This is a genomic window from Tenacibaculum sp. ZH5_bin.1 (assembly GCF_042865525.1).
Classification (GTDB): domain Bacteria; phylum Bacteroidota; class Bacteroidia; order Flavobacteriales; family Flavobacteriaceae; genus Polaribacter; species Polaribacter mesophilus.
Map to the genome: position 1 here is coordinate 198,346 of NZ_JBEGIO010000005.1, position 17,804 is coordinate 216,149.

Below are 17,804 nucleotides of genomic sequence, written 5' to 3' on the forward strand. Positions count from 1 at the left end.
ATAACACGCCAAAGTTTTTAAATATAACACAAAAATAGTATTAATAATATTGCGAGCAAATCCAACTTACATACTTTTAGCCCTATCTCTTTTTTGTTTTCAATTAAGTATTGCCCAAGAACCTATTAAGGAGGCTATAAATATTCAAAAAACTAATAAAGATTCTACATATAATACTGCTAAAGATACTTTAATAGGGTTAAAAAATAACGACCTTGTTTATAAGAAAAGAGACACAATTGTTAATGACTCTATTAAGCCTAAAGAAGTTATTGATGGTATTATTACCCACGATGCTGAAGATTACACCATACAAAGTACTAAAAATAAAACAATTACTTTATACAACAAAGCTCATGTAACATACACCGATATTGATTTAAAAGCTGGAATTATTATTTTAGACTATAAGAATAATATGGTATATGCTAAAGGTATAAAAGATAGTACAGGATACCATCAAAGACCTCAGTTTAAACAAGGTGGACAAGAATCGGAACAAGATTCTATTTTATTTAACTTTAAAACTAAAAAAGCTTTAGTTTACGGTGTTAAAACAAATCAAGGTGGAATTATTACTTATGGTGAAAAAACAAAACGAGTAAATGACTCCACTATATACATGAGAAGGTTACGATTTACCACTTCAAAAAAGAAAATACCAGATTATTATATTCAAACAAATAAAGCAAAACTAGTACCTGGTAAGAAAATTATAGTTGGTGGTAGTAATTTAGTATTAGCAGATGTTCCTACTCCTGTATATTTACCCTTTGCTTATTTTCCTTTAACAGACAAAAGAACTTCTGGTTTTATTATTCCTTCTTGGGGGGAAAGTAATAACCAAGGTTTTTTTATGCAAAATGGAGGTTATTACTTTGCACTAAGTGATTACTTTGATTTAACTCTATTAGGAGACTTATACACCAATGGCAGTTGGGGGTTAAATGCTTCCTCTAACTATTATGTGCGCTATAAATTTAGTGGAAGTTTTAGTGCTCGTTTTGAAAACATTATTCAAGGAATACGTGGTCTCAGCGATTATCAAAAATCCACCAATTTTAACCTTAGATGGAGTCATAGTCAAGATTCTAAGGCGAGTCCAAACTCTCGTTTTTCTGCCTCTGTTAACTTAGGTAGCAGTAAGTACTATCGTCAATCTTTAAATGAATTTAATAGTTCTCAGTTCTTAAACAACACATTAAATTCGTCTATTTCTTATTATAAAAATTTTATAGGCACTCCTTTTAACCTTAGCGTAACTGCTACTCATTCACAAAACACCAATACAGAATCAATTACTATGACGCTTCCTTCTTTACAACTTAATATGGATCGTATTTATCCATTTGCAGGTAAAGGAGGAATTAAAAAGAATCCTATTCAAAAAATGGGATTGAATTATAGTATGCAGGGGCAATATCAAATTAACACCACAGATGACGAATTTTTCACTGCTAAAATGTTTCAAACGGCAAAAAAAGGGATTCAACATAATTTAAGCACCAACACCAGTTTAAAAGCTTTTAAATATTTTACACTATCACCTAGTGTAAATTATAAAGATGTTTGGTATTTTGACCAAATTAAAAAGAGATATGATCCTACCGCAGTAAACAAAGACGGTAATTTAGGAGCGGCAGTTAACGACACTATTAGTGGTTTTACACGTTATAATGAATATAATTTTGGTGTTTCTTTATCTACCAATATTTATGGTACATTTAACTTTAAAAAAGGACGTTTAAAGGCTATTCGACATACAATTAGACCCTCTATTTCATACGGATATCGTCCAAATTTTGCTGATGATTACGATTTAATAGTACGCCAAAGTTCTGATCCAAGTGACTTACTAACCTACTCTCCCTTTGAAGGCGGTATTTATGGAACACCTGGAAGTGGAGTTTCAAACTCTATTGGTATTTCTGTAAACAATGTTTTAGAAGCTAAAGTAGCCCCAAAAGACCCCGATAGTGATGAAGAAGACAAAAAAATCACCATTCTTAACAACTTAAATTTTAGCACAAGCTATAATTTAGCCTTAGACAGTGTACGTTGGTCTCCTGTAAGAGCCAACGCTGGTACACGTCTTTTTAAAGATAAACTAGCTTTAAATATGAATGCTACCTTCGACCCATATCAAGTAAACAGTAAAGGCCAAAGAATAAATAAAATTAATGGCAATATCTTTAGAATGACTAACTTGGGAGTAACAGCTAATTACTCTATTTCTAGTAAAGATTTTGAAAAAAACAAAGATGGTGGGGATAGTGATGATGATAAAAACGGTAATGGAGCACAAGACACTCCTGATGTTTTTGGGGAAGGTATAGGACCTACTAATGGATTTCCTAACAACACTAATAACAAAAATGAAGAAAGCGAAACAAAAGAAACAGAACTATACAAAGCCAAAATACCTTGGACTCTTAATTTAGCTTACAGTATGAGTTATACAAATAACGGGTTAACAAGTCAAATAGGTAATAATACATTAATGTTTAGCGGCGATGTTGAACTTTCTCCTAAATGGAAAGTTGGTTTTTCTTCTGGTTACGATATCAAAGACAACGCTTTTACCTATACAAGATTGAACTTCTCTAGAGATTTAGATAGTTGGCGATTCAATTTTAACTGGACTCCTTTTGGTGTTAACTCATCTTATAATTTCTTTATTGGAGTGAAGTCTTCAGTATTAAGCGATTTAAAGTGGGATAAAAATAAACCACCAGATAGAGTTTTATTTTAGAAGTTAGAAAAATCTAACTTTTCCCTTTTAACAAAGCAAACAACTTTATAAACTCAAACTAAAATGAAAAAAATAATCACAACAGACAAAGCTCCAGCTCCAATTGGTCCATATAACCAAGCTGTACTTAGTGGAGATACTTTATACACTTCTGGACAAATAGCTATTAACCCTGAAACTGGTGAATTAGTTTTAGATTCTATTGAAGCAGAAACCAAACAAGTAATGCAAAACATGAAAGAAGTATTAGCTGCTGCTGGTATGACTTTTGAAAACGTTATTAAAACTTCTATTTTTATTTCAGACATGCATAACTTTTCAAAAATTAATGCTGTTTACGGTGAGTATTTTAATGACGCTACAGCTCCTGCTCGTGAAACAGTAGAAGTTGCTAACCTCCCTAAGTTTGTAAATGTAGAAATTAGTATGATTGCTGTTAAATAGCTTTTAACATTAATTAGTTCTTAATCTTTAAACTATTAACTTCGATATCACAATGATATTCGTTTGTTAAAACGAAAGATATCTTAACCATTACTATTCTTAAAGAAACAAATAATTATGATAGAAAATCAAAGCGCAGAATTAGAAATTTATGGCTCAAATTTTAACTTTTATTGGACTCGAATTATTGCAATTCCATTTCTTCTTTTTTGGGTTTTATTTTTGTTTGATTTTTTAGAGCTATGGAAATTTACTAGATATTTTTCTATATTCGGAGGTACAATAGATTTATTTTTAACACCAATTCTTCTTAGTATACCTTTTTACATTATGGTGTATAAAAAAGTTCAACAGAAGAAACCTATTATAAGTTTATATTCCGACACTTTAAGTTATAAATTAGATAAGCCTATGTTTAAATTTATTAAACTTTTCAACGAATTATTTGTTAAACCTAAATTTCAAACTGTAAAATATGAAGACATAGATAAAGTTTATAAATATAATGGAGTTGTTGGTAGAGGATATTATATTAAAGCTAAATATGACAAATTTAATAACAGAACATCAATACATACTATTAATAATGATATAGAAATGGACATGCTAAGGAGAAAACTAAAAGAGAAAAATGTAAAGGTGGTTTTCTAACCTTACTCTAATCTAAAAAACGAAATGGTAATATTAATTGCTTTTTCATACTTATTCATAACTAAGGCAAATTTGAAACGAATTAATAAACTATCATAAAAAAAGAGAAACAATTAGTTTCTCTTTTTTTATGATAGTTATATCGCTTTAATTAACAGTTCTGCCGTTGATGGATTTGTTGCTAACGGAACATCATGTACATCACACAAACGCATTAACATAGAAATATCTGGTTCGTGTGGATGCTTTGCTAAAGGGTCTCTAAAAAACAATACCATTTGGCATTTCCCTTCTGCTACTCTACCAGCAATTTGCGCATCACCTCCAATAGGTCCTGATAAAAATTTTGTTACTTCAAAACCTGCTTTTTCTGCTTTTTCTCCTGTTGTACCTGTAGCTATTAACCGAACACTTTTTTGACGTAAAACTTCTTTGTGTTCATTTAAAAACTGAACCATTTCAGCTTTCATTCCATCATGTGCTATAATTGCTATTTCCATAAATAGTGTTTAAAAAAGTATTCCCGCCAAAAGCGGGAATACAATATTACAAAATATTTTATGCTTTTATAAAGAAGCCGAATACTCTAATAAATCTACAATTTTAGTAGCATATCCATACTCATTATCATACCAAGAAATTACCTTGAAAAAGTTCTCGTTTAACTCTAAACAAGCATCAGCATCAATTACAGATGTTCTTGTTTCTGAAACAAAGTCTTGTGACACCACCTCATCTTCAGTATATCCAATAATCCCTTTAAACTCTCCTTCTGAAGCCTCTTTTAATGTTGCTAAAATTTCTTTTAACGAAGTCGCTTTATCTGTTCTAAACGTTAAATCTACTAAAGAAACATCTGCCACAGGAACTCTAACTGCCATACCCGTTAATTTACCTTCTAACTCTGGAATAACTTTCGTTACTGCTTTTGCCGCCCCTGTTGACGTAGGAATAATATTATTTACTACCGAACGTCCTCTTCTCCATTTCTTATTAGGTCCGTCAACGGTATTTTGTGTTGATGTCGCAGCATGAACTGTAGTCATTAATCCCTCTTTCAATCCAAAATTATCGTGGATAACTTTTGTTAATGGTCCTAAACAGTTTGTAGTACATGAAGCATTTGAAAAAATAGTTTCATCAGCTGTTAACTCTTTATGATTTACTCCCATTACATACATATTAGCATCTTTTGAAGGTGCTGAAATAATTACTTTCTTCGCTCCACCTGTAATATGCATTGCTGCTTTATCTTTATCAGTAAAAAAACCTGTAGATTCGATTACATATTCTGCTCCTGCTTCATTCCATTTAAGGTTCTCAGGGTTTCTTTCAGCAGTGATTCTTATTGTTTGTCCATTTACAACTAAATTTCCATCTTTCACTTCAACATCTCCTTCAAATCGTCCATGAACAGAATCATACTTCAACAAATAGGCTAAATAATCTACATCTAACAAATCGTTAATAGCCACAACTTGAATGTTGTCTCTTTTTATTGCAGAACGGAATGCTAATCGACCAATTCTTCCAAATCCGTTAATTCCTATTTTTATCATTATTTAAAATTTTATATTCTTGTTTAAGTGGTCATAATATCTGATACGCGTAATAATTCGGTATCAATATTATGTTGACCTTTGATTGCTTTTTCTAAATCGGTAGAAATTACTTTATTATCTTTTAACCCTACCATCAAGTTTGTCTTTCCATCAAGTAAAAGTTCTACAGCACTTACTCCTAATCTACTTGCTAAAACTCTATCAAAACATGATGGAGAACCTCCTCGCTGCATATGTCCTAACACAGAAACCCTTACTTCATATTCAGGTAAGTTTTCTTCCACATAATCAGCTAATTCAAATACATTTTTACCAGTTTTATCTCCTTCCGAAACTACTACGATACTTGACGATTTCCCTGACCTTCTACTCTTCTTCAAAGATTCCAACATTCTTTCTAACCCTAAGTCTTCTTCAGGAATTAAAATCTCTTCTGCTCCTGCTCCAACACCAGCGTTTAATGCTATAAATCCTGCATCACGCCCCATAACCTCAACAAAGAAAAGTCGATTATGAGAAGATGCAGTATCTCTAATTTTATCAATTGCTTCTACAGCTGTATTCAAAGCTGTATCGTAACCAAGTGTATGACTTGTTCCTGAAATATCATTATCTATGGTTCCAGGAATTCCTATTATAGGAAAATTGAACTCTTGATTAAAAATCACTCCTCCTGTGAAAGAACCATCTCCACCAATCACCACTAAGGCATCTACATTGTTCTTTTTTAGACTTTCGTAGGCTTTTTGACGTCCTTCTTTAGTTCTAAAATCTTTTGAACGAGCCGATTTTAAAATGGTACCTCCCTTGTGAATAATATTATTAACACTTCTAGCGGTCAACGGAATTAAATCTCCTTCAATCAACCCTTGATATCCTCTGTAAATTCCCATACAATCCGTTCGGTAATAAGCACAAGTCCTTACAACAGATCGTATCGCGGCATTCATTCCTGGAGCATCCCCTCCAGAAGTCATCACTGCTATTTTTTTAATTTTTCTCATAAAAACGAATATCAAATTTACTCAATTTTAGTCATTTTTTAATAAAAAACAATAAATTCATTTTGCTTTTTAATTGAAGTTTAACGTTTAATATTATTTGGTTACTTTTAGCCAACAAATAAAACAAACTATGTTATTAACCTCTCTTGATTATATTATTATTTTCGGTTTTTTTATTCTTTCATTACTTATTGGTCTTTGGAGTTCAAAATCAGCAGGAAAGAACAGTTCCGAATTCTTTTTATCAGGAAGAAATATGCCATGGTGGTTGTTAGGGGTTTCTATGGTTGCAACTACATTTGCTGCTGATACTCCTGGATTGGTTACTGAACTAGTTAGAGAAAATGGTGTTTCTGGTAACTGGGTTTGGTGGGCAATGCTTCTTACAGGAATGCTTACCGTATTTTTTTATGCTAAACTATGGAGAAAATCAGGAATAACTACCGATTTAGAGTTTTATGAGCTACGTTACTCTGGTAAGATGGCTAGCTTTTTAAGAGGTTTTAGAGCTATTTATTTAGGTGTTATTTTTAACGTAATTACAATGGCAGGTGTTTGTTTAGCCGGAGCTAAAATTGCTAATATTTTATTAGGCATATCACAAGAAGAAACACTTTTTTATTCTTCAATAGTTATTGTTATTTACTCTTCTTTAGGTGGATTAAAAGGTGTTTTACTTACTGATTTTGTACAGTTTTTAATTGCTATGGTTGGTTCTATTTGGGCTACTATATATATTGTTGGTTTACCAGAAATTGACGGACTTTCAAATTTATTGACACATCCTAACGTAAGTGACAAACTAGCAATGTTTCCTGATTTCTCAGATAAAGAAGCATTAATTACTTTATTTATAATTCCTTTTGCTGTACAATGGTGGAGTACTTGGTATCCTGGAGCTGAACCTGGTGGTGGTGGTTATATTGCGCAACGTATGTTAGCTGCTAAAGATGAAAAAAATGCTACTTGGGCTACTTTATTTTTCAATTTTGCCCATTATGCATTACGACCTTGGCCATGGATTATTGTTGGACTTGCTTCATTAATTATTTTTCCAAGTTTGGATAGTATGAATCAAGCATTTCCTAGTTTAACAACTGAAATGCAAGGACACGATGTGGCTTATGCTGCAATGATGACCTACTTACCTGCTGGATTATTAGGAATCGTATTAACCTCTTTAATAGCTGCTTTTATGAGTACAATTTCTACTCAATTAAATTGGGGAAGTTCATACATTGTAAATGATTTTTACAGTAGGTTTATAAATAAAAATGCTTCTGAAAAGCAAAAGGTAGTAGTTGGAAGAATATCAACTATAGTTTTAATGTTGTGTGCTGCTCTTTTTTCTTTCTATTTACAATCAGCTAAAGGAGTTTTCGATTTGCTGCTACAAATTGGTGCAGGAACTGGACTGTTATTTATTTTACGTTGGTTTTGGAGTAGAATTAACCCATATAGTGAAATTGCTGCAATGGCCATATCTTTTATAATTGCTGTTTTCTTTTTTATCAATGGAAAAATGGAGATTCCATTTACTCAAATTGCGGGATATTGGCAATTAATTATTGGCGTTTTGGTTACTACTGTAGGTTGGGTTATTGTAACTCTTTTAACAAACCCCACCAATACTAAAACCTTAGAAAAATTTGATAGTCTTATTTTTGAGAACGAAAATAAATTTAAAAATGTTGGATATAAAATTTTAGGGTTTATAACTGGAACTATAGGTATTTACAGCTTCTTATTCGCCTCTGGAAATTGGATTTATGGTGAAACAACTCTAGCTGCAACACTTTCAATAATCTCCTTAATTTGTATTTTAATTTTAAGAAAAATATGGAAGTTTGTTTCTTAACACAATTAATACTTACTAGTGTTAAACATGAAAGCCTTTATTGAACAGCTTTATCGTAATTAGATATAATTTTTTTTATTCTTTTATTTTCAAAAACAGAAGGAAATAAGTCCTTAACAATTGTATGATATTCAAAATCGATGGCTAAAGCATTATTCAAATGAGCCACTCCATACTCTTCTTTTCCTAGAATCATAAACAATCCGCAAAGTCTATACTCAATTTCTGCAAATTCTTTATACGTTTTTTTTGCTTGAATTAATATCTTAAGTGCTTGATTAAATTCTCCTAAAAACAATAAAATATCTACTAAAGCAATGTAAATTTCAATCTCTTTATCTCCTAAAGATAAGCAGGTTTTAAAAGCTTTAACTGATTCTTCGTAAAAATTAAGTTTTAAATTAATATCTCCATAACGCCTCCAATATAAAACATTTGATTCATCTATATGAATTGCTTTATTTATATAGTACAATGCTTTTTCATAATTTCCTTGATTATAACAAGCATTTGTTAATAAAACCCAGCCTCTATCTAAAAGAGGGTCTTCATGTACTGCCTTTTTATAAAAGTGTATTGCTGTTTGTGTGTTTTCAAGTTTATCATAACACTCCCCAATCCTTATATAAGCATAAGCCGTTGGGTCATCTAATTCCAGTGTAACCAAATAATTATCTATTGCTTCTTCATAGCGCTTTAATTCTTCTAAGGATTTTGCCTTTTCTAAATACCCCCCTATAAAACTATCATCAATCAATACTGCATAATCAAAAGCTGTTAATGCTTCTTTAAACATTCCTAGCTCAAAATATTGTCTTCCTAATTGATGCCATGCGACTTCACAATATGGATTTTTATCTAAATACGAATTTAAAAATTTTATTGCGTCTTCATGACTACCCTCCATATCAAAACAATAAACTATATTATACAACGATGAATAATCTTCATAATCTACCTCAATACACTTTGCAAAATTCAAACGTGCATTTTCAAAATCATCAAGATACAAGTACTCCATACCTATCATAGACCAAACATCAGATGGATCTTCTATATACTGTAAAGACTCTTTTAAAATAGCAATTGCTTCTGTGTGCTGTTTCTTTTTAGATAAGATAATTGCTTTTTGGATAAATACTTCATCATTATGAGGTTCTACAGCTTCGATATTAGACAACATCTTAATTGCTTCATGCAATTCATCTTCAAAAATTAAAATTTCTACTTTCATTAATTTTAATTGAATTGAAGACGGATGCTGCTCTAAACCTAACTGTACGGCTTTTTTTGCCAACGACTGCTTACCTATATTTAAATAATGCTCTATAATTGTCTCAAACTCTACAGCATCGAAAAAATATACCTCGTTGGTTTTCAACATAGATTCAAATTTTGATATTGACATGGGCTACAGATTTGAATTTATATAAAGTTACTGCAAGAATAATACCTATTTACTGGTATGTTTATTTCTTTTCAACAATTTAATTAACAATATAAAACATTCGTTTTTATTAAAAATAAGTTATTTGAAAGAGTTAATTATTTTTCTATCTTTGAAAGAACATAAAAATTAATATCTAATTTTAAACAAAAAATCATGAGTAAATTTGACGAAAAAGTGGCGCTTTATAAAAAGTTTATGGACGATAGAGATATTCGTTCTAACACTGATTTATTAACTGCTGTAACAAAAGGACTAGGCCCTTCTATTTATAAAAAAGATGCTGAAACCGTATCAGGAAGTGACCCTAAAGAACTAGAAACTGTTAAGAAAAACTTCTTAATGAAAAAATTAGGTTTAGCTGATGGACCTGAATTAGATAAAGCTATTGGAGAAGTAATGGAAAGAATTGGAAAGTCGGAAAGAAATAAGTATCGTGCAGTTGTATACTACATGTTGGTTAAGAAATTTGATAAAGAGTCTGTTTACGGAATGTAATAACCTCTCTTTCTAAAAAATATAAATCCTGTATTTAAGTTTTAAATACAGGATTTTTTTATTTTAGCCGCCAACAAACAACTTATATTTATGTCGCAATTTATTAGTGTTTTTGACATGCTTAAAATTGGGGTGGGACCTTCTAGTTCTCATACTCTAGGCCCTTGGAGAGCGGCTCAACAATGGATTCAAAAATTAAAAGATACAAATGAATTTCTTTTAATTGAAGAAATAAAAGTGGACTTATATGGTTCTCTTTCATTAACAGGCAAAGGGCACGCAACAGATTTAGCTGTTTTATTAGGTTTAAGTGGAGCTGATCCTGAATATATTCCAATTGAAACAATTGATGTTATTATCAATGATATTAAAACCAAAGAACTTTTATTTTTTAATAATGAAAGAAATATTGCTTTTGCCAACGGCTCAGTAACATTCAATAAAGAGTTTTTACCTTTTCATGCTAATGGAATGACTTTTAGAGGATATGCTAACGGTGTAGAAATTTCTACAGAAACATACTATTCTATTGGTGGAGGGTTCATTGTGCAAGAAGACGATAATCTTGCTGAAGATATTGAGATTAATAAACAAAACTTTCCGTTCCCTATCAACAGAGCTGCTGAGCTTGAAGCCTATTGCGAAAAGGAAGAGTTAAATATTTCTGACATTGTTTACCAAAATGAACTTGTAATTAATTCTGCTGAAGACATCGACAAAGAATTGCATCGTATATGGAACACTATGTTAGAATGTATGTACATAGGTTGTCACACTCAAGGAATTTTACCTGGCGGATTAAATGTAAAACGACGTGCATTTGAAACACACCAAAGACTTATTAAAGAAGCTGAATATACGAACCAACAAGAATGGATTACTGCTATTAGAAGTACAGAAGTAAAATTCCGTGAAATTTTAAAATGGGTAAGCTGCTTAGCTTTATCTGTTAACGAAGTGAATGCTTCTTTGGGTAGAGTTGTTACTGCTCCAACCAACGGAAGTGCTGGAGTTATTCCTGCTGTAATAATGTATTATTTAGTAATAGAAAACCACGATGCTACTTTTGAACATGTTAAAAAATTCTTGCTAGTTGCTGGAGAAATAGGAAGTATTTTTAAGAAAAATGCAACAATTTCTGCTGCTATGGGTGGTTGTCAAGCTGAAATTGGTGTATCCTCTGCCATGGCCGCTGCTGCATTAACAGAATTGTTAGGCGGAACTCCGTCACAATGCTTAGTTGCTGCTGAAATTGCCATGGAACATCATTTAGGACTTACTTGTGATCCTATTGGCGGATTGGTACAAGTACCTTGTATTGAACGTAACGCTATGGGGGCAATTAAAGCTATTAATGCTGCTGAATTAGCCTTAGAAACCAATCCAAAAGAATCTAAAGTTCCTTTAGACAAAGTAGTAGATACTATGTGGGAAACGGCTAAAGACATGAATAGAAACTACAAAGAGACTTCAGAAGGTGGTTTAGCTGTTACTGTTCGTTTAGCTGATTGTTAAGAGTTATTTTATTTCAACAGGTTCTCCTAAAAACTTGGGATTAACATTTAAGAGAATATCTACAAATACTTTTACCCTTGCTAAATATTCTCTTAATTGAACTTTCATAGCTTTTTTTCCTGAAACTCCTCTGGCGTTATACCCTATTGCTTCAATATCAAAATGGTTTGCCAAATACAATGCTCTTTCATTATGAAATTGTTGAGATATTATTGTTACTGAGGTTTGACCAAAAACTTCTTTTACCCTTACTACCGAATCTAAGGTTCTAAAACCAGCATAATCTAAATAAATTTTACTCTCAGGAATTCCTGATTCAATCAAATCATTTTTAAAATCGGTTGGTTCATCATATCCTTCGGAGCCATTATCGCCACTTACTAAAATAAAATCAATTTTTTCAGCTTTGTATAACTCCACAGCAGCATTCAAACGAAATTGATAATACAGATTTATTCTCCCATCAGACAAATACTTTACCGTACCTAATAACAGCCCTACTTTATTTTTAGATATATTTTCTGTAGAATTAAATAATTTTCCTTCTGCATTATTAATTATTACTTTGTTTGAAACATAAATAGAAGTAACAACTAGTAGACAACCTAAAAGAAAAATAATAGCAACTTTTTTTCGTTTCATCTATCTTGTAAATACTAATTCAGTTTCGGTAGACATTTCTTCAGAAAAACCATATCCTTCCACATCAAAACCTTTTAACTCTTCTAAAATCTCCACGTTATTATCTATAATGTAACGCACCATTAATCCACGAGCTTTTTTAGCAAAGGTCATAATAGTTTTATACTGTCCATTTTTAAAATCTTTAAAAACGGGAGTTATCATAGGTACTTTTAATGCTTTTTTAGGAAGCGCCTTAAAATATTCTGTACTTGCTAAATTAATTAACAACTCTCCATCTCCTAATTCTTCATTTAGCGACTCAGCCAATGTAGTATCCCAAAACTTATATAAGTTTTCTCTTCTACCTACTTTTAACTTAGTTCCCATTTCTAAACGATAAGGTTGAATTAAATCCAACGGTTTTAACAAACCGTATAACCCTGATAAAATTCTTAATTTCTCTTGTAAAATAGAAATCTTATCTTCTGATATAGAACTGGCATCAATACCTCTATACACTTCACCTGTAAATGCAAATACTGCTTGTTTTGCATTATCTAAAGAAAAAGGAGGTTGCCAATCTTGATTTCTATCATAATTTAAACTTGCTAAATCATCAGAAATCTTCATTAACTCGCTTAATTTTTTTCTTGACAATGTTCTTAACTTCTTATTCAGTTTTTCAGATTGCTCTAAAAACCTAGGTTGCGTATATACATCAGTAGTAGCTTTGCTTTCAAAGTCTAACGATTTTGCTGGTGATATTATAATTTTCATGCTATAAAATTTAGAGTAAAAATAAGAAGCTATTTTAAAATCATCAATTACTTCAGGTAATTTAAATTGATTGTAGTATTAATTTTTTTAATACTAAACTTGTAATCCGTCATAAGCTAAAAACACATTCTCTGGTAATTCTTTTTCAACCTCATCATGTAATCCTAAAAGCTCACTAATATGTGTTAAATATGCTTTTTTAGGTTTAATTTCCTCTATAAAACTTAACGATTCTTCTAAGTTAAAATGTGTTTTATGAGGTTCTCTTCGTAAACCTGTCACAATCAAAACATCAAGGTTTTTTAGTTTTTCTTTCTCTCCTTCTGAAATAGTTTTAATATCGGTTATATATGCTACGTTATTAAAACGATATCCGAGAATCGGTAAATTACCGTGCATTACTTCAATTGGAGTAACCTCTACTCCCTCTAACTCAAAACTTTCTTTATGTGAAATAATCGTTGGAGCTACACTTGGTGCACTTGGGTATCGATTTTCTGTTGCAAATATATAATCATATCGCTTTTGTAAAACTCCTAGCACTCTTTTTGTTAAATATATAGGTACTGGTCCTATTTGAAAGCAGTACGGACGAATTTCATCTAAACCAGCTATATGATCTGCATGTTCATGGGTAAATAAAATCCCTTTAATCGAAGCCACCTCTTCACGCATCATTTGCTGACGAAAATCTGGACCACAATCAATCACATAGTTAATATCACCCCATGAAACTAACACCGAAGATCGTAATCTTTTGTCTTTCGGATTTTTAGATAATGCCACAGGATGTTTACTGGTAATCATTGGAACTCCAGTAGAAGTTCCCGTTCCTAAAAAAGTTATTTTTACTTGATTTTTTTTCTTCATTTTCATCACAAAAATACAACAAAAATTGTCTGTTCGTTTGTAATTTCAGTACATTTGTACTACGTAACAAAAAATAACAAAATGGCAATTACGTTAAAAGGAGATCAAAAAATAAACACTGTACCAACTACCAAAATGAAAGCGTTAAAGATTAACTTAAACGCACACATATATGGAACTTTTGCAGAGATTGGAGCTGGTCAAGAAACTGTTCGTAATTTTTTTAGGGCTGGTGGGGCCTCTGGTACAATAGCGAAAGCTATGAGTGCTTATGATAAAGACTTCTCTGATGCCATTTATGGAATTGAAAAAGACAATCGTTATGTTACAGAGCCTCGATTAAAAAAGATGCTAAAGCACGAAATGGATTTAATTGAAGAGCGACTTGATCGTCAAAAGCATCCTGATAAATTGTTCTTTAGCTATGCTAATACAGTGGCAACTATTAACTTTACTAAAAAGTTTAAAGGTCATGGATGGGTTGGTATTCGTTTTCAATTAGATCCACTAGAAGATTATAACGAAATTGTTTTACACCTACGTTTTAAAGAAACAGATGCACGTCAACAACAAGAAACATTAGGCGTTTTAGGTGTAAACTTAATTTATGGTGCTTATTATTTAAATGATAATCCGAAAGATTTATTAAAATCTTTTTACGATAATATTGACAAAGATCGTTTAGAAATTGATATGATTAATTTCTCTGGACCTCGTTTTATGTATGTTGACAACCGTTTAATGAGCTTACAACTTGTTAAAAACGGAATGACAAATGCTGTAATGTTTGGTCCTGATGGAAACAACTTATTGCCTGCACAAGTACTTTATAAAAAAAATATATTAGCCCTTAGAGGAAGTTATAGACCTGTAACAAAGGTTAATATGGACATGTTTGAAAGTGCTAAGCAATTGTTTTTTGACGAGAATAAGGTAGACCCTAAAAAAACTAAAATTATTTTTGAAATTACGTTAAGTAATCTTCGTGCTGAAGGAGAAATTAATGAACGTGACTTTTTAGACAGAGCAGAACTATTATGCTCTCTTGGTTTGAATGTTATGATCACCAACTACCAAGAGTACTTTAAGCTTGTAGAGTATTTTAGTGAATATACTAAGGAACGTATGGGGCTTGCAATGGGGGTTTATAATCTTATTCAAATTTTTAACGAGAAATATTACCGTGATTTAAGTGGAGGTATTTTAGAAGCATTTGGAAAACTTTTTTACAGAGATTTAAAAGTTTATATGTATCCTTATAAAAATGAAGAAACTGGTGAATATATTACTAGTGAAAACCTTAAAGTACACCCTAGAATGAAAGAACTTTATAAGTTCTTCAAAAATAACGGTAGATTAATTGATATTAAAGACTTTAATCCCGATATTTTACATATTTTCTCTAGAAAAGTTTTAAAAATGATTAAAAACGGAGAAGATGGATGGGAAGAAATGCTTCCTAAAGGAGTTTCTGAAACTATCAAAGAAAAACGTTTATTTGGTTGCACAAAAAGAATTAAATAGTATTTTTTTATTACTCTTTTTAAACCTTTAACTATCTTTATAGTCTAACAGCTAAATAGTTTTTAGTTGATTGACGAAATTACACTTATAGATCAATTGCAGCAACCTACCACAAAACAGGTTGCTTTTAAAAACCTAGTATCGCAATATAAAGAGCGATTGTATTGGCATATACGAAAGATTGTAATTTCTCATGAAGATGCTGACGATGTTTTACAAAACACCTTTATAAAGGTTTACAAAAATATTAATCAATTTAAAAGAGATAGCAAACTATTTTCTTGGATGTACCGAATAGCAACCAATGAAGCTATTACCTTCATCAATAAAAAAGCTAAAGAGAAAAATATTCATATTTCTGATTATCAACTACAAATTACTTCCACTCTAGATAGCGATTATTGGTTTTCAGGTAATGAAATTCAACTTATTTTACAAAAAGCAATTGCTACATTACCTCAAAAACAACAATTAGTTTTTAATATGAAGTATTTCGATGAAATGAAATATGAGGAAATCTCTGAAATTCTTAACACATCTATTGGAGCTTTAAAAGCTTCTTATCACATAGCAACAAAAAAAATAGAACATTTTATAAAGAACTATAATTAAACCTTTTACTATAAGAATAGTCTTACTAAAGTATAATGAATAAAAAAAATAAACATACTATAAATTTCTCAAGCCTAAAAGCTGGTAAGAATTGTGGTTTTTCAATTCCTCAAAACTACTTTGAAGAAATTGAAGAAAAAATTAATACTTCCATTTTTATAGATAGTTTACCAAAAAAGAAAACGTTCAATACTCCTGATGATTATTTTGACACAATCGAAACTCAAATTCTATCAAAATTAGTTACAGAACAAACTACAGAAACGAAAGTAATTTCATTACGTAAAAGAATTTTACAGTACATCCCTTTAGCTGCTGCAGCTTCAGTTTTACTTTTCATCGGTTTTAATTATTTTAATGCTCAAAAAATTACTTTCGAAGATATAACCATTATCGATATTGAATCTTGGTATGAAAATGGATACGGTGATATTGACAATAATGAGCTTGCAGCAACATTAAACACGTCTGAACTAGATGAAGATATATTAGCCTCTATTAGTGATGAAACACTAGAAGACTACTTAAATTCTGTTGATACAACAACACTCATAAATGAAATAGAACAATAATGAAAAAAAAATTATTTATATTATTCGTAATTTTCACTTCCTTTTTTTCTGTTCAAGCGCAAACAAGAAAAGGAAATTATGAAAAGGTTAAAGCTTTTAAGGTTGCTTTTCTTTCTGAAAAGTTAAACTTAACAGAAGAAGAAGCCAATAAGTTTTGGCCACTATATAATGTATATGACAAAAAAATGATTGAACTTCATAAAGCAGAACGCTACAGTATTAAAAAGAAAATACTTAGTTGTGGAGGAATTGATAGCTTAACTGATAAAGAATCAAAAGAAATTGTTAATAAAATTAAGTCCGTTTCAAAAGAACAATATGAAACTAAAACTAATTTTTATAATAAACTTTCTACCTTTTTATCAGATAAAAAAATCCTCACCTTGGAGGTGGCTGAACATGAATTTCACCGAAAGCTCATAAAAAAGCTAAAGGGTGAAAAAAAGAAACATCGATAAGTAAAAAAAGGAAGCTTTTAAAGCTTCCTTTTTTTACTTATCGACTAAGGCTAAACAAACATATAAATCTGGTTTATTAGCCGTAAATTGTTTTAGCCAAATAGTTAGTTCATCTATTTCATAAGGTAGTAATCTACCTAAAGCTTTTTCAAGCTCTTTACAAAATAAATCAGCGTTAAAACTAACCTTTTGAAGCACAGTTTTCGTGTACTCATACATAGCTCTTGCCATTTTTATTGGGGTTATCTGTTATTAAATACTGAACGTAATTTACAAATTTTTATTCCAATTAGAGTGTTAAAGTTTGTCCAAAAAAAATGCGAGACTTATTCAAGTCTCGCATTTTTAGTCGTATAATTTATAATACTATAAACTATTCACTTTTTCTATTAAAGCATTTGCTCTAGTCTCTAACTCTGTATTAATTGATTTATAGTGAGCTTTCTTATTTTCAACGTTTTTTGCGTTAACTTTAGCTACTAAATCATCAAAAGTTACAATAACCTCATCTACAATAGCATCTGCCTTTGCTTTATCTGCTTCAGGGTTTAACTCTTTTGTTATTTGACAAATACTAATAATGTCTCCTAACGTATAGTTAATATCTTTCTTTAAATTTTTTATGCTTGCCATAAT

Annotated in this window: 19 protein-coding genes; 10 read left to right on the plus strand and 9 right to left on the minus strand. The window is 30.9% G+C overall.

Annotation, left to right across the window (positions count from 1 at the left end):
- Nucleotides 1-49: 49 nt before the first annotated feature.
- The 3 genes from ABHQ57_RS13600 to ABHQ57_RS13610 all read left to right on the plus strand — a co-directional run bounded on the left by ABHQ57_RS13600 (nt 50) and on the right by ABHQ57_RS13610 (nt 3,847).
- Nucleotides 50-2,752 carry a putative LPS assembly protein LptD gene (locus ABHQ57_RS13600; protein WP_196781611.1) on the plus strand — a complete coding sequence of 901 codons (2,703 nt, stop codon included), beginning with the start codon at nt 50-52 and terminating at the stop codon, nt 2,750-2,752.
- Nucleotides 2,753-2,815: 63 nt separating this feature from the next.
- Nucleotides 2,816-3,196 (plus strand): RidA family protein, encoded by a 381-nt coding sequence (locus ABHQ57_RS13605; protein ID WP_047789121.1) that lies wholly within the window; start codon nt 2,816-2,818, stop codon nt 3,194-3,196.
- 117 nt (nt 3,197-3,313) lie between these two features.
- Nucleotides 3,314-3,847, plus strand: a complete 534-nt coding sequence (locus ABHQ57_RS13610) for a hypothetical protein (protein WP_167713579.1) — start codon at nt 3,314-3,316, stop codon at nt 3,845-3,847.
- A gap of 137 nt (nt 3,848-3,984) precedes the next feature.
- Here the strand turns inward: ABHQ57_RS13610 and ABHQ57_RS13615 are convergent, their stop codons facing one another.
- The 3 genes from ABHQ57_RS13615 to pfkA all read right to left on the minus strand — a co-directional run bounded on the left by ABHQ57_RS13615 (nt 3,985) and on the right by pfkA (nt 6,413).
- Complete coding sequence (locus tag ABHQ57_RS13615; RefSeq protein ID WP_047789122.1) at nt 3,985-4,347, minus strand: methylglyoxal synthase; 363 nt, start codon at nt 4,345-4,347, stop codon at nt 3,985-3,987.
- Between the two features lie 66 nt (nt 4,348-4,413).
- Nucleotides 4,414-5,406 carry a type I glyceraldehyde-3-phosphate dehydrogenase gene (gene gap / locus ABHQ57_RS13620; protein ID WP_047789123.1) on the minus strand — a complete coding sequence of 331 codons (993 nt, stop codon included), beginning with the start codon at nt 5,404-5,406 and terminating at the stop codon, nt 4,414-4,416.
- Nucleotides 5,407-5,429: 23 nt separating this feature from the next.
- A complete protein-coding gene (gene pfkA, locus ABHQ57_RS13625) occupies nt 5,430-6,413 on the minus strand; it encodes a 6-phosphofructokinase (protein ID WP_047789124.1) in 984 nt (327 codons plus the stop codon).
- A gap of 130 nt (nt 6,414-6,543) precedes the next feature.
- On the opposite strand from pfkA, the gene ABHQ57_RS13630 reads away from it, so the two are divergent.
- Nucleotides 6,544-8,271 carry a sodium:solute symporter family protein gene (locus ABHQ57_RS13630; protein ID WP_167713578.1) on the plus strand — a complete coding sequence of 576 codons (1,728 nt, stop codon included), beginning with the start codon at nt 6,544-6,546 and terminating at the stop codon, nt 8,269-8,271.
- Between the two features lie 37 nt (nt 8,272-8,308).
- Here ABHQ57_RS13630 and ABHQ57_RS13635 read toward each other — a convergent pair whose 3' ends face one another.
- Entirely contained in the window at nt 8,309-9,679 is a 1,371-nt protein-coding gene (locus tag ABHQ57_RS13635) for a lipopolysaccharide assembly protein LapB (RefSeq protein ID WP_159614760.1), read from the minus strand.
- A 195-nt stretch (nt 9,680-9,874) separates the two neighbouring features.
- On the opposite strand from ABHQ57_RS13635, the gene ABHQ57_RS13640 reads away from it, so the two are divergent.
- On the plus strand, nt 9,875-10,216 hold the full coding sequence (locus tag ABHQ57_RS13640) for a DUF2853 family protein (RefSeq protein WP_047789126.1): 342 nt from the start codon (nt 9,875-9,877) through the stop codon (nt 10,214-10,216).
- Between the two features lie 90 nt (nt 10,217-10,306).
- Complete coding sequence (locus ABHQ57_RS13645) at nt 10,307-11,731, plus strand: L-serine ammonia-lyase (protein WP_159491511.1); 1,425 nt, start codon at nt 10,307-10,309, stop codon at nt 11,729-11,731.
- A 3-nt stretch (nt 11,732-11,734) separates the two neighbouring features.
- Here the strand turns inward: ABHQ57_RS13645 and ABHQ57_RS13650 are convergent, their stop codons facing one another.
- The 3 genes from ABHQ57_RS13650 to ABHQ57_RS13660 all read right to left on the minus strand — a co-directional run bounded on the left by ABHQ57_RS13650 (nt 11,735) and on the right by ABHQ57_RS13660 (nt 14,008).
- Complete coding sequence (locus ABHQ57_RS13650) at nt 11,735-12,373, minus strand: vancomycin high temperature exclusion protein (RefSeq protein ID WP_159491513.1); 639 nt, start codon at nt 12,371-12,373, stop codon at nt 11,735-11,737.
- Entirely contained in the window at nt 12,374-13,132 is a 759-nt protein-coding gene (gene yaaA, locus ABHQ57_RS13655; protein WP_167713577.1) for a peroxide stress protein YaaA, read from the minus strand.
- 93 nt (nt 13,133-13,225) lie between these two features.
- The gene (locus tag ABHQ57_RS13660) at nt 13,226-14,008 is read right to left on the minus strand and encodes an MBL fold metallo-hydrolase (protein WP_073183804.1); all 783 of its coding nucleotides are present in this window, start codon (nt 14,006-14,008) and stop codon (nt 13,226-13,228) included.
- A gap of 75 nt (nt 14,009-14,083) precedes the next feature.
- Between ABHQ57_RS13660 and ABHQ57_RS13665 the strand changes: the two genes are divergently transcribed.
- The 4 genes from ABHQ57_RS13665 (at nt 14,084) to ABHQ57_RS13680 (ending at nt 17,168) form a co-directional block, all read left to right on the plus strand.
- A complete protein-coding gene (locus ABHQ57_RS13665; protein ID WP_047789131.1) occupies nt 14,084-15,526 on the plus strand; it encodes a hypothetical protein in 1,443 nt (480 codons plus the stop codon).
- Between the two features lie 66 nt (nt 15,527-15,592).
- Nucleotides 15,593-16,138 carry an RNA polymerase sigma factor gene (locus ABHQ57_RS13670; protein ID WP_167713576.1) on the plus strand — a complete coding sequence of 182 codons (546 nt, stop codon included), beginning with the start codon at nt 15,593-15,595 and terminating at the stop codon, nt 16,136-16,138.
- Between the two features lie 35 nt (nt 16,139-16,173).
- Nucleotides 16,174-16,710 (plus strand): hypothetical protein, encoded by a 537-nt coding sequence (locus tag ABHQ57_RS13675; protein ID WP_167713575.1) that lies wholly within the window; start codon nt 16,174-16,176, stop codon nt 16,708-16,710.
- Entirely contained in the window at nt 16,710-17,168 is a 459-nt protein-coding gene (locus ABHQ57_RS13680; RefSeq protein WP_167713574.1) for a hypothetical protein, read from the plus strand. The genes ABHQ57_RS13675 and ABHQ57_RS13680 overlap by 1 nt, the downstream gene beginning before the upstream one ends.
- A gap of 33 nt (nt 17,169-17,201) precedes the next feature.
- Here the strand turns inward: ABHQ57_RS13680 and ABHQ57_RS13685 are convergent, their stop codons facing one another.
- Nucleotides 17,202-17,399, minus strand: coding sequence for a hypothetical protein (locus tag ABHQ57_RS13685; RefSeq protein WP_047789135.1), 198 nt, complete (start codon nt 17,397-17,399; stop codon nt 17,202-17,204).
- Nucleotides 17,400-17,534: 135 nt separating this feature from the next.
- A complete protein-coding gene (locus ABHQ57_RS13690) occupies nt 17,535-17,801 on the minus strand; it encodes a hypothetical protein (RefSeq protein WP_047789136.1) in 267 nt (88 codons plus the stop codon).
- Nucleotides 17,802-17,804: the final 3 nt, after the last annotated feature.